The organism is Roseovarius halophilus (ex Wu et al. 2025), assembly GCF_047086965.1.
Window position 1 is genome coordinate 1 of sequence record NZ_JBKOTX010000163.1, and the last position, 11,946, is coordinate 11,946.

At 67.2% G+C, this 11,946-nt stretch carries 10 protein-coding genes, 1 tRNA gene and 1 pseudogene; 4 read left to right on the forward strand and 8 right to left on the reverse strand.

From position 1 onward, the window contains the following. Window positions 1-680 (forward strand): fructosamine kinase family protein (locus ACH107_RS24355; protein ID WP_412508091.1); only part of this gene is annotated, 680 nt, incomplete at its 5' end. 21 nt (window positions 681-701) lie between these two features. Here the strand turns inward: ACH107_RS24355 and ACH107_RS24360 are convergent. Both ACH107_RS24360 and ACH107_RS24365 read right to left on the reverse strand, forming a co-directional pair. After that, complete coding sequence (locus ACH107_RS24360) at window positions 702-2,156, reverse strand: cobyric acid synthase (RefSeq protein ID WP_412508092.1); 1,455 nt, start codon at window positions 2,154-2,156, stop codon at window positions 702-704. Between the two features lie 168 nt (window positions 2,157-2,324). Then, a complete protein-coding gene (locus ACH107_RS24365; protein WP_412508093.1) occupies window positions 2,325-2,648 on the reverse strand; it encodes a DUF6280 family protein in 324 nt (107 codons plus the stop codon). A gap of 217 nt (window positions 2,649-2,865) precedes the next feature. On the opposite strand from ACH107_RS24365, the gene efp reads away from it, so the two are divergent. Next, window positions 2,866-3,429: an elongation factor P gene (gene efp, locus ACH107_RS24370; protein WP_412508094.1), complete on the forward strand. Its 564-nt coding sequence runs from the start codon at window positions 2,866-2,868 to the stop codon at window positions 3,427-3,429. Window positions 3,430-3,505: 76 nt separating this feature from the next. Here efp and ACH107_RS24375 read toward each other — a convergent pair. Then, window positions 3,506-3,590: transfer RNA gene (locus ACH107_RS24375), tRNA-Leu, on the reverse strand. A gap of 108 nt (window positions 3,591-3,698) precedes the next feature. On the opposite strand from ACH107_RS24375, the gene ACH107_RS24380 reads away from it, so the two are divergent. Beyond that, window positions 3,699-4,715 (forward strand): two-component system sensor histidine kinase NtrB, encoded by a 1,017-nt coding sequence (locus ACH107_RS24380; protein WP_412508096.1) that lies wholly within the window; start codon window positions 3,699-3,701, stop codon window positions 4,713-4,715. Here ACH107_RS24380 and ACH107_RS24385 read toward each other — a convergent pair. The 3 genes from ACH107_RS24385 to ACH107_RS24395 all read right to left on the reverse strand — a co-directional run bounded on the left by ACH107_RS24385 (window position 4,706) and on the right by ACH107_RS24395 (window position 6,418). Next, window positions 4,706-5,221 (reverse strand): carboxymuconolactone decarboxylase family protein, encoded by a 516-nt coding sequence (locus ACH107_RS24385; RefSeq protein ID WP_412508098.1) that lies wholly within the window; start codon window positions 5,219-5,221, stop codon window positions 4,706-4,708. The genes ACH107_RS24380 and ACH107_RS24385 overlap by 10 nt on opposite strands. A 115-nt stretch (window positions 5,222-5,336) precedes the next feature. Beyond that, window positions 5,337-5,897 (reverse strand): tetratricopeptide repeat protein, encoded by a 561-nt coding sequence (locus ACH107_RS24390; RefSeq protein ID WP_412508100.1) that lies wholly within the window; start codon window positions 5,895-5,897, stop codon window positions 5,337-5,339. A 32-nt stretch (window positions 5,898-5,929) separates the two neighbouring features. Continuing rightward, the gene (locus ACH107_RS24395) at window positions 5,930-6,418 is read right to left on the reverse strand and encodes an Lrp/AsnC family transcriptional regulator (protein ID WP_412508101.1); all 489 of its coding nucleotides are present in this window, start codon (window positions 6,416-6,418) and stop codon (window positions 5,930-5,932) included. Between the two features lie 97 nt (window positions 6,419-6,515). Between ACH107_RS24395 and putA the strand changes: the two are divergent. Then, a pseudogene (gene putA / locus ACH107_RS24400) lies at window positions 6,516-9,359 on the forward strand (bifunctional proline dehydrogenase/L-glutamate gamma-semialdehyde dehydrogenase PutA); the annotation flags it as partial. Between the two features lie 54 nt (window positions 9,360-9,413). Here putA and glpX read toward each other — a convergent pair. Continuing rightward, on the reverse strand, window positions 9,414-10,379 hold the full coding sequence (glpX, locus tag ACH107_RS24405; RefSeq protein WP_412508104.1) for a class II fructose-bisphosphatase: 966 nt from the start codon (window positions 10,377-10,379) through the stop codon (window positions 9,414-9,416). A gap of 68 nt (window positions 10,380-10,447) precedes the next feature. Then, window positions 10,448-11,734 (reverse strand): homoserine dehydrogenase, encoded by a 1,287-nt coding sequence (locus tag ACH107_RS24410; RefSeq protein ID WP_412508103.1) that lies wholly within the window; start codon window positions 11,732-11,734, stop codon window positions 10,448-10,450. Window positions 11,735-11,946 lie beyond the last annotated feature (212 nt).

Consider the following 11,946-nt stretch of genomic DNA (forward strand, 5'->3'; position numbering starts at 1 on the left):
TTTTCTTCACCTATGAATTCGCCTTCATCGTCTACCCTGCGATCTGGGCCTATTTCACCAAGGCGCGACCCGTGCCCGGGGTGCGGCATCAGGCCGGCGACCTGCTTCTGCTGGACGCGCTGAATGAAACGCCGGCCAGCGACGCGGGCTGGGCCGCGCTTGGCGCGGCGCTGCGGCGGCTGCACATCTCGACGGCCGACAGCTATGGCTGGCCCGAGGATTACGCGTTCGGCAGTGTCGGCATCAGCAACGCACCAGTGTCGGACTGGCCGCGTTTCTGGGCCGAGAACCGCCTGCTGGCCGTGCCGGACTGCCTGCCCCACGATATCCGCGGGCGGATCGACCTGCTGGCGCATCGCCTGCCCGACCTGTTGCCCGCATCGCCGCCGGCCGCGCTGCTGCACGGCGACCTCTGGACGGGCAACGTCCTGTTCAGCGGGCAAAACGCCTTTTTCATCGATCCCGCGTGTTATCACGGCGATGGCGAGGTCGACCTTGCCATGCTACGGCTTTTCGGGGCGCCACCGCCGCCCTTCTTCGAGGGCTACGGCCCGCTCCCGGCCGGTCACACGGCACGGCAGCCCGTCTACCAGCTCTGGCCGGCACTGGTGCATCTGCGCCTGTTCGGCGGCGGGTACCGCGGTATGGTCACGCGGCTGCTGGACGCGGCCGACGTCTGAGCGCCGCGACTCCGGGGAACGTCAGCACCCGGGCGTCTCGGCCAGCGACAACAGCAGGTCGAGATCCAGATGCGCCTCCAGATGCGCGGCAAGGTCGTCAAGCGTCTCTTCTACGCCGGCATCATAGGCGATTTCGGACCGGCCCCCCAAATCCTCCAGAAAAGCCGCCCGGAAATTGTCCGAGGCGAAGAGCCCGTGCAGGTAGGCCCCGCGCACGCGCCCGTCGGCCGAGGCCGCGCCCTCGGAACGTCCGTCAACCTCCAGCCACGCGCGTGCCCGGTCCGGCCCGTCGGTTTCGCCGAGATGTATCTCGTAGCCGCTCACCCGGTCGCCCGTCGGCAGGTACCGCGCCTCGGTCAGGGACAGGTGCTTGCGCGGGCGCATCACCGTGCGCACGTCCAGGTGGCCCAGCCCCGGCACGCTGCCCGCCGCGCCCTCGATCCCCTCGGGGTCGGCGATTTCGCGGCCCAGCATCTGGTACCCCCCGCAAACGCCCAGCACGTGACCCCCGCGCCGGATATGCGCCGCAAGATCCGTGTCCCAGCCCTGCGCGCGAAAATGCGCCAGATCGGCGATGGTGGACTTGCTGCCCGGTATCAGCACGAGATCGGCATCCCCCGGCAGGGCGCGGCCCGGGTCGACGATCTCGACGCTGACGCCCGGCTCGTTCGCCAACGGGTCAAGATCGTCGAAATTGGCGATGCGCCCCAGACGCGGCACGGCAACCTTCACCCCGCTGCCCGGCGTGTCGGCGATGTCCATCACGTCCTCGGCCGGCAGGCGCCACGCAGTCGCGAACCACGGCAGCACCCCGAGGGCGGGCCAGCCGGTGCGCACCACGATCTCGGCCAGCCCGTCATCGAACAGCCGCACGTCGCCGCGGAACTTGTTGATCGCAAAGGCCCGGATGCGCGCCGCATCCTCGGGCGGCAGGATCGCTTGCGTCCCCACGACCTGCGCGATGACACCGCCCCTGTCGATGTCGCCCACCAGCACGACCGGCACACCCGCCGCCTCGGCAAAGCCCATGTTGGCGATGTCGCCCGCGCGCAGGTTGATCTCGGCCGGGCTGCCCGCCCCCTCGACCAGCACCAGATCGGCGGTGCCGCACAGCCGGCGGAAACTGTCCAGCGCTGGCCCCAGAAGATCCGGCTTGGCCTTGGCGTAATCCGCGGCGCGCAACGTCGCGAACCGTTGCCCCTGCACGATGACCTGCGCACCGGTATCGGTTTCGGGCTTCAGCAGGACAGGGTTCATGTCGGTATGCGGCGCGCGCCCCGATGCCAGCGCCTGCAGCGCCTGTGCGCGCCCGATCTCGCCACAGTCCTCGGTGACGGCGGCGTTGTTCGACATGTTCTGCGGCTTGTACGGCGCGACGGCAAGGCCACGCCGCGTGAAAGCCCGGGCCAACCCGGCCACCAGCATGGATTTCCCCACGTTGGAGCCTGCCCCCTGAATCATCAATGCCCTAGCCATGGTCCCCGCGCGCCGTGGATGCTCGGCCCCCTGATACAGGGCAAACCACCCCGCGAAAAGACATCATGCACAGCATGACGGGCGCCGTGGCGGCAGCCGGCATCAGGCCCAAAAGGAAAGCCCCGCCGGAACCGGCAGGGCCTTCGGCAAGGTCTGGTCGGGCCGTGGTCAGGCCGCTTCGGCCTGCGCGGCGGCGGCGTGGCGACGCTCGCTTTCCTCGCGGGACAGCGCGACCGAGGTGCGCACACCCTTGGCCACGAATTCCATCAGGCCCTCGACGACGCGCTCGTTGGGGTCGATGCCGGCGCAGGACAGCACCTCGCGCCCGTCGCGCGAACGGGCCCAGCGGGCGATCTGGTCAGGGCCGTTGCCGTATTTCTTGTCATCCGATATCGCATCGTCCAACGCGGCGAGAACGACGGCGGCAAACAGCTTGCGCGCACGGTTGCCCTGTTCGGCATTGAAGGCGGTGCCGTCAACGAAATCCTTCATGTTTCGTCCTTGATGTTATTGCTCTTGTGTTTTGGGCGTGGCGATGGTTATGGCTGACTTCGAACGATTCGGATAGGGCTCAAACGCATAGCTTACTTGCAAAATTTGCATGGCTTTCTGCGTTCGCAGCACGAGATATCGTCGTCTTGCCTGTCATCACCTCAAGGGATATAGGTGGCGGCGAATACCAATCAACCTTCTGACACGGTTATGCCACATGCCCAAGATCAACGGAAACGAGATCAAGCCCGGAAACGTGCTCGAGCACAACGGCGGGCTCTGGACGGCGGTCAAGGTGGAGCACGTCAAGCCCGGCAAGGGTGGCGCCTTCGCCCAGGTCGAGCTGCGCAACCTGCGAAACGGGTCCAAGCTGAACGAACGCTTCCGGAGCGCTGACAAGGTCGAGCGTGTGCGCCTCGAACAGAAGGACCAGCAGTTTCTCTACGAGGACGACGGCATGCTGCATTTCATGGACGCCGAGACCTTCGAACAGATCTCGCTGCCCGGCGACATCCTCGGCGAACGGCGGCCGTTCCTGCAGGACGGGATGACCATCACCGTGGAATTCTACGAAAGCGAGGCACTGAACGCCACGCTGCCCCAGAAAGTCACCTGCCGCGTGGCCGAGACCGAGCCGGTCGTGAAAGGCCAGACCGCGGCCAACAGCTTCAAGCCCGCCGTGCTGGAAAACGGCGTCAAGGTGATGGTGCCGCCCTTCGTCGGCCCGGACGAGGAAATCGTCGTCAACACCGAGACGATGGACTACGCCGAGCGGGCCTGACAAACCGATCTGCCCGCCCCGACCGCGGCCCATCGGCCGCGCTGCGGGGCTCACCTGCGCGCCAGGCGCCTTCCCGTGGTACCCGCGGCCGGACTCGAACCGGCACGGCCTGAAGCCTGGGGATTTTAAGTCCCCTGTGTCTACCATTCCACCACGCGGGCCACGGGCGCGGACAATATCCGGTTTGGGTGTGGTGTAAACCCGGACGCTTGGCTTGAAACACCGTTTTCGCTGTGCCATCCCGAGAGCGGGACAGGATAGGCATTGCCTTGGCGCAGAATCTCACGGACCTCGCGAACAGCACCGCGTTCGTCGACCTCTTCGACGGGATGCAGGACCCGGCCATCATCCTGAACGCGTCCGACGGCGCGATACGCGCGGCAAACGAGGCGGCAACGCGATTGCTCGGCTATCCGCGGGCGCAGCTTGTCGGCATGACCGCCGCCGACATCCACCCTCACGAACTTCCCCGGCTGCGGCAATTCCTCGACGAAGTGACGCAACGGGGTGCGTGGATGCGTGACGACCTGTCCTGTCGCACGCGCAACGGCGTTTTCGTGCCGGCCGAAATCCGCAGCACAGCTTTTCCGACCGACGGCGATGACCTGATCCTCGCGGTGATCCGCGACTTGCGGGGCGAACAACTGGCGGAAGTGGGCCAATCCGTCCGCAAGCTGGTCCATGATCTGAGAAACACGCTGACGACCGCGCAACTGCTTTCCGACAGGCTGCAAGGCCATGCCGACCCAAAGGTACAAGCGGGCGCCGACGTCATGTCACGGTCGCTGGAAAGAGCGCTTGGCCTGTGCCAGCAAACGCTGCTGGCGGGCCATGCCGAAGAGCAGAAGCCCGATGCCGCCCGTTTTCTGCTGCACGACGTTGTCGAAGAGATCATCGCGACGGCCGTCCTGCCGGGCGGGATGGACACGCAAGTGATTTTTGACGCCGGCGACGCAACGGTGCTGGACGCGGATTTCGACCAGGTTTACCGGATCCTGTTGAACCTTGTGCGCAATGCCAGCGATGCGGGCGCGCGCACCGTCACGATCCACGGCGACCGCATGGAAAAAGCAGCGGGGATCACTGTCGCCGACGACGGCCCCGGCCTGCCCGACGAGCTCGTGAAGCGCCTCGCAGAGGAAAAACAACGCCCGGGCGCAGGCGGCACCGGTCTCGGGCTGATGATCGCCTCCGAACTTGCACGGGGGCATGGCGGATATCTCAGGGTCGCGAGAGCCGATGACCGGGGCACGACCTTTGAAATCATGCTGCCGGATCAGGATTGATCGTCGGCGCGGTATTCCGGATCGATCCTCGTGCGTACAAGATTGTTGGCATGGGTCGCGATGGTGAATTCCCCGACGACGCCGATGACTTCCAGCAATGCCTCTTCATCCAGGTCGAACCGGGAAAAATAGGCGATTTCCGCTTTCGGCAAGCGACCATGCATTTCAAGGATCCGTTGCGTCGCCAGGACGAGGTTGCGGGCACGCATCTGGTGCGGCACCGCGTTCTGCAAGACCGCCGCCACCGCGGCCGCGTCCGCGCCGGCCTCCTTGGCTTCTTTCGAAAGGGCCGACTGACAATAGGCGCACTCGAAGTGCTGCGCGGTGATCAACCCCACCAGCAACCGCTCCGCCGGGGTCAGCGCACCCTCGGCTTCCAGGCAGCCATCCAGCGCCATGAACCCGGCAAGCACCGCGCGGTTGCCCGTCAAGGTGCGAAAAAGGTTGGGGATGCCGTCAGGATAGGCCTCGCGCATCTTTTCCAGCAGATCGTCGGCATTGCTCATGTTGGGGCCGTCCTTTCGTCGCGTGACGGCGACAATAGGAAATAGGGCTACAGGGGTCCACCACCCCGGCGATCATGATCAATCACAACTTCATGACGATCCGTCAAGATGCCGCTCAGATATTCTCGCCGTCGGCCTCGAGCACGGGCAGCAGGTGCCGCTCGCCCAGCCACGGGTTCAGGTCCAGCGCCGCCCGCAGGGCCAGCACGGCCTCGGCGTTGCGCCCGAGGGCATGAAGCGTCAGCGCCTTGCCCGCCAAGGCTGCCACGTGGCGCGGCGCGCGCGCCAGCGTGCGGTCGAGATCCGGCAGCGCCGCCTCGAAATCACCGCGCAGGAAATGGATGTAGGCCCTTTGATTGTACCCTTCCGCGTAGTCCGGGCAGTAGGCGACAAGGGCCTCGAAGGCGTCCATCGCGCCGGCGTAGTCACGGGACTCGCGTCGCGACATCCCCTCGTCCAGCAATTCCTGCGCGCGGGTATCGGGCGCATCGGTCCACAATTCCCACATCGCGTCCGACAGGCGCCGGCCCTCCGCTTCGTCGGGGGCGGCGCGCGCGGCGCGGATCAGGTCGCCCAGCTCGGCCGCGTGATCGGGCGGTTCCGGGCATTCTTGCGCGGCGGCGGGGCCGAAGGCAGCAGCAGACAGGAGGAGCGGGGCCAGCAAAAGATGTCTCATGCCCGCACATGATGCGCCGACACGCGCAAAAATCAAATCACGTCCGACAGCGTGTCCTCTTTCACGGCCTGCATCGCGACATAGGTCGAGGTGTTGGCCACATGCGGCAGCGTCGAGATCTTCTCGGCCAGGACACGGCGATAATCCGCCATGTCCTGTGTCCGGATTTTCATGAGGTAGTCGAAATTCCCGGCGATCAGGTGCGCCTGCTCGATCTCGGGGATGGCGGCGACGGCGGCGTTGAACTCGGCCAGCGCGGCCTCGCGCGTGTCGTGCAGCCGTACCTCGACGAAACTCACGTGATCGAGCCCCAGCCGGATCGGATCGATGAGCGCGCGATACCCGGTGATGACGCCGGCCGCCTCCAGCCGGCGCAGGCGGGCCTGCGTGGGCGACTTCGACAGCCCGATCTCGCGCGCGAGCTCCGTTATCGAGATGCGCCCGTTGCCACCGAGGACGCGCAGAATCGCCCGGTCGAAACGGTCGATGTCGAACTGATCTTTTTGACCTTGTTCCGGCATTTTTTTGACCCGTAAAATCGGAAATTTTCGCATATTCAGGATAAATGACTTACAACCCGGTGGTATCATGGGTCAATCCACTTGCAGGGAGCAGACCATGCCGTATGACAGCGACTTCCGCCGCACCATCGACCTTGCGACTTATGCCGACGAGGGCGAAACGATTGCCCGGCTCACCGCCGAGGCCGCGCTGTCGGAAACGGATCGCGCCAGTATTTGCCAGCGCGGGGCGCAGCTTGTGCGCGATATCCGTGGCCAGTCCAGCCCCGGGCTGATGGAAGTGTTCCTCGCGGAATACGGCCTGTCAACCGAGGAGGGGATCGCGTTGATGTGCCTGGCCGAGGCGCTGCTGCGCGTGCCCGACGCCGACACGATCGACGCGCTGATCGAGGACAAGATCGCCCCCAGCGACTGGGGCAAGCACATGGGCCATTCCACCTCGCCGCTGGTCAACGCCTCGACATGGGCGCTGATGCTCACCGGCAAGGTGCTGGAGGAAGACAAGCCCGGCCCCGTCGGCCACCTGCGCGGCGCCATCCGCCGCCTGGGCGAGCCGGTGATCCGCACCGCCACGGCCCGCGCGATGAAGGAGATGGGCCGCCAGTTCGTACTGGGCGAGACAATTGAATCGGCCATGAAACGCGCCGCCGAGATGGAAAGGAAGGGCTATTCCTATTCCTACGACATGCTGGGCGAGGCCGCCCGGACGGATGCCGATGCCGTGCGCTATCACCTCGGCTATTCGCGCGCGATCACGGCCATCGCCAATGCCTGCACCAACCCAGACATCCGCGACAACCCCGGGATTTCGGTCAAGCTCTCCGCCCTGCATCCCCGCTACGAGGTGGCGCAGCGCGATCAGGTGATGGACGTGCTGGTGCCCCGCCTTCGTTCGCTCGCATTGCTGGCGAAATCGGCCCGGATGGGGCTCAACATCGACGCGGAGGAGGCCGACCGCCTGTCCCTTTCGCTCGACGTGATCGAAACCGTCCTGAGCGAACCCGCATTGGCCGGCTGGGACGGGTTCGGCGTCGTGGTACAGGCTTACGGGCAGCGCGCGGGCCACGTGCTCGAATACCTGCACGACCTCGCCAACCGGCTGGACCGGCGGCTGATGGTGCGCCTCGTCAAGGGGGCCTACTGGGACACCGAGATCAAGCAGGCCCAGGTCGAGGGGGTCGACGGCTTCCCGGTCTTCACCTCCAAGGCGGCGACGGACATTTCCTATATTGCCAATGCCCGCAAATTGCTGTCGATGACCGACCGCATCTACCCGCAATTCGCCACGCACAACGCGCACACGGCGGCCGCCATCCTCGAAATGGCCGACGACAGGTCCGCCTTCGAATTCCAGCGCCTGCACGGCATGGGCGAGTCGCTGCACGGCCTGATCATGCAGGGCGAGGGCACGCGCTGCCGCATATACGCGCCCGTCGGCGCGCATCGCGACCTGCTGGCCTATCTGGTGCGCCGTCTTCTGGAAAACGGCGCGAATTCCAGCTTCGTCAACCAGATCGTGGACGAGGACGTGCCGCCCGAAACCGTCGCGGCCGACCCTTTCGAGACAATCAACGAACAGACGCCCGAGCTGCCGACCGGCCCCGAACTGTTCCAGCCCGAACGGGTGAACTCCAAGGGGTTCGACCTGGCCCACCACCCCACGCTCGACGAGATCGACGCCGCCCGCGACCCGTATGCCACGCATCAGTGGCAGGCCGCGCCGCTGCTGGCGGGCAAGGCCGTACCCGAAGCGGCGCAGCCCGTCATCAACCCGGCCGATCCCGCCGACAGCCCCGGCACCGTGGCATGGGCCAGCGCCGCCGACATCGAAACGGCGCTGGACCACGCGCGGGCATGGGATGCCCCGGCCGAGGACCGCGCGGCGGTGCTGAACCGGGTGGCCGACCTTTACGAGGCCAATTACGGCGAACTTTTCGCGGCGATCCACCGCGAGGCCGGCAAATCGGTGCTCGACGCCGTCGCCGAACTGCGCGAGGCGGTCGATTTCCTGCGCTACTACGCGGCCAACGCCCCGACGGACGAGGCGGTGGGCACCTTCACCTGCATCAGCCCGTGGAACTTCCCGCTGGCGATCTTCACCGGCCAGATCAGCGCGGCCCTGGCCGCGGGGAACGCGGTGCTGTCGAAACCGGCCGAACAGACGCCGATCATTTCCTGCCTTGCCGTCAAGCTCATGCACGAGGCCGGCGTCCCCAAGACCGCGCTGCAGTTGCTGCCCGGCGCGGGCGAGGTGGGCGCGGCGCTCACCTCCGACCCGCGCGTGGGCGGGGTGGCCTTTACCGGGTCAACGGACACCGCCATGAAAATCCGCCGGGCAATGGCCGGGAACCTCGCGCCGGGCGCGCCGCTCATCGCCGAAACGGGCGGGCTCAACGCCATGATCGTCGATTCCACCGCGCTGCCGGAACAGGCCGTGCAGGCAATCGTCGAATCCGCCTTCCAGTCGGCGGGCCAGCGGTGCTCGGCCCTGCGCTGCCTTTACGTGCAGGAGGACATCGCCGACAGCTTCACCGAGATGCTGACCGGCGCGATGGACGCGCTGCGTATCGGCCAGCCGTGGGACTTGTCGACCGACGTCGGCCCGGTGATCGACGAGGACGCCCGCAGCGGCATCGCCGAGCATATCCAGCAGGCCCGCGCCGAAGGCCGGCTCCTGCACGAGATCAAGACGCCCAATGCCGGCACCTACATCGCGCCCACGCTGATCAAGGTGGGCGGCATCGAGGACATGGAGCGCGAGATCTTCGGCCCCGTCCTGCACCTCGCCACCTACAGGGCGCGGGATCTCGACCGCGTGATCGACCGGATCAACGCGACGGGCTACGGCCTGACCTTCGGGCTTCAGACCCGGATCGACGACCGCGTGCAGCACGTGACCGAGGCCGTCCATGCCGGCATTGTTGCGCGCCCCCCATTCGGGCGCGTCGAAGCCGCGCTGGAAGTCGATCAGGATCAGCGCGCGTGCCGGCATGGCTCAGCCGGCGGGGTGGCGGCAGGTCATGCGTCGCCGCTCGCCCGTGCGCGACCGCAGCAGCAGCGTATCGGTTTCCATCCACCCGTCCCGGGCCTTGAGCCCCGACAGGATCGAGCCGCCGGTCACGCCCGTCGCGGCAAAGATCACGTCGTCGCGCACCATCTCGTCGCGGGCGTAGACGCGGTTCAGGTCGGTGATGCCGGCCTTGGCGGCGCGGGCCTTCTCGGCCTCGTTGCGAAACAGCAGACGGCCCCAGATCTGGCCGCCGAGGCATTTCAGCGCGCCGGCGGCCAGCACGCCTTCGGGCGCCCCGCCCTGGCCCATGTACATGTCGATGCCGGTCGTGTCCGGATCGCTGCAATGCATGACACCGGCCACGTCGCCATCCCCGATCAGGTAGATTGCGGCGCCGGCCTCGCGCAGCTCGGCGATCATGTCCTGGTGGCGCGGGCGTTCCAGCACGCAGACCGTGATATCGGCCGGGTTCACACCCTTGGCCGCGGCCAGCGCCTCGACCCGGTCGCGCGGCGACATGTCGAGCGACACCACGCTCTCGGGGTAGCCCGGGCCGACCGCCAGCTTGTCCATGTAGACATCGGGCGCGTGAAGCATCGTGCCGCGCGGGGCCAGCGAGATGACGGTCAGCGCGTTGGGCATCGCCTTGGCGGTGATCGTTGTGCCCTCCAGCGGATCCAGCGCGATGTCCACGCCGGGGCCGACGCCGCTGCCCACTTCCTCGCCGATGTAGAGCATCGGGGCCTCGTCGCGCTCGCCCTCGCCGATGACCACGACACCCCGGATGGGCAGTTTGCCCAGTTCCTCGCGCATGGCGTTGACCGCGGCCTGGTCGGCGGCTTTCTCGTCGCCCCGCCCGATCATCGGGGCGCAGGCCAGCGCGGCCTGTTCGGCGACGCGGGCCAGCCCCAGCGACAGAAGGGAGTCGTCGAATTCGTCGGGCGTGGTCATCGCAATTTCCTTGTTCCAAACAGCGGTAGCAGCATTAGCGGCAGGCCCCTCGCGGGACAAGCCCGGGCTCACACATTCTCGATCCTGAGCGCGACAGGCGCGCCCGACATCACGTCGAGCCCGGAAATGGCGCTCAGCGCCTCCTCCAGCGCGTCCCGCGTCGTCCGGTGGGTGACGATCAGCACCGGCGCGGTGCTCGCGGAATGGCGGTACTGGCGCATCCGGTCGATCGAGATCCCGGCATTGCCGAGCGCGGTTGCCACCTTGGCCAGCGCGCCCGGCTTGTCCTCCAGTGCCATGCGCAGGTAATAGGGGGCCGGCGTGGCCGTCTTGGCGGGGGTGGCGTGGCTCAGCGTCGCCGCGGGCTGGCCGAAGGTCGGGATGCGCAGGCCGCGCGCGATGTCCATCACGTCGCCCATCACCGCGCTGGCGGTCGGGCCCTCGCCCGCGCCGGGGCCGCGCATCACGATCTGTTCCACGTTGTCGCCTTCGAGCACGCACATGTTCGTGCCGCCTTCCAGCTGGCCCAGCGGGCTGTTCTCGGGCACGAGGCAGGGCGACATGCGCTGCTCCAGCCCCCGGCCTGTCGGCTGCGCCACGCCCAACAGCTTGATGCGGTAGCCCATGTCGGCGGCATGACGGATGTCCTCGATCGTGATGCAGCCGATGCCCTCCAGCTCCACCGCGTCGAAATCGACGCGGCAGCCAAAGGCGATGGCGGCCATGATCGCCAGCTTGTGCCCGGCATCGATGCCGCCCACGTCAAGCGTCGGGTCGGCTTCGAGGTAGCCAAGCTGGTCGGCCTCCGCGAAAACGTCGTCATAGGGTAGACCGGCGGCGTGCATCCGCGTGAGGATGTAGTTGCAGGTGCCGTTCATCACGCCCATGACGCGGGTGATCTCGTTGCCGGCCAGTCCCTCGGTCAGCGTCTTGATCACGGGGATGCCGCCGGCCACCGCGGCCTCGAAGCGGATGACGCGCCCTGCGGCCTCCGCGGCCTCGGCCAGTTCCTGCCCGTGATGGGCGAGCATCGCCTTGTTCGCGGTCACCACGTCCTTGCCGAAGGCGATGGCGGTTTCCGTCGCCGCCTTCGCGGGTCCGTCGCTGCCGCCCATCAGTTCGACGAAAACGTCCACGTCGTCGCGCGCGGCCAGCGCGACGGGGTCGTCCTCCCAGTCATAGTCGTTGAGGCTCACGCCCCGGTCCTTGGTCCGCGATCGCGCCGACACGGCGCTGATCGTCACAGGGCGCCCGGCGCGCGCGGCCAGCAGACAGGCTTTCTGTCGCACGATGCGCACGACGCCGGCACCGACGGTGCCCAGTCCGGCAATACCAAGGCGCAAGGGGTCAGACATGGGGCTCTCCGTCGCTCGGGTGCTGTGATCAACCGGGATTTAACGGCTTATCCCGAAGGGTGCAACGCGGGTTTTGCGTGCCGCGCGTGGCTTACTCGACCCCGGCCTCCATGCGCCGGCGCGTTTCGGTATCTATGACATCGCCCCTGATCCGGCCGGCCCGGGCCCGCAGCCGCGCCGCGCGCGCCTCCAGCGCTTCGGTGGCCGGGGCC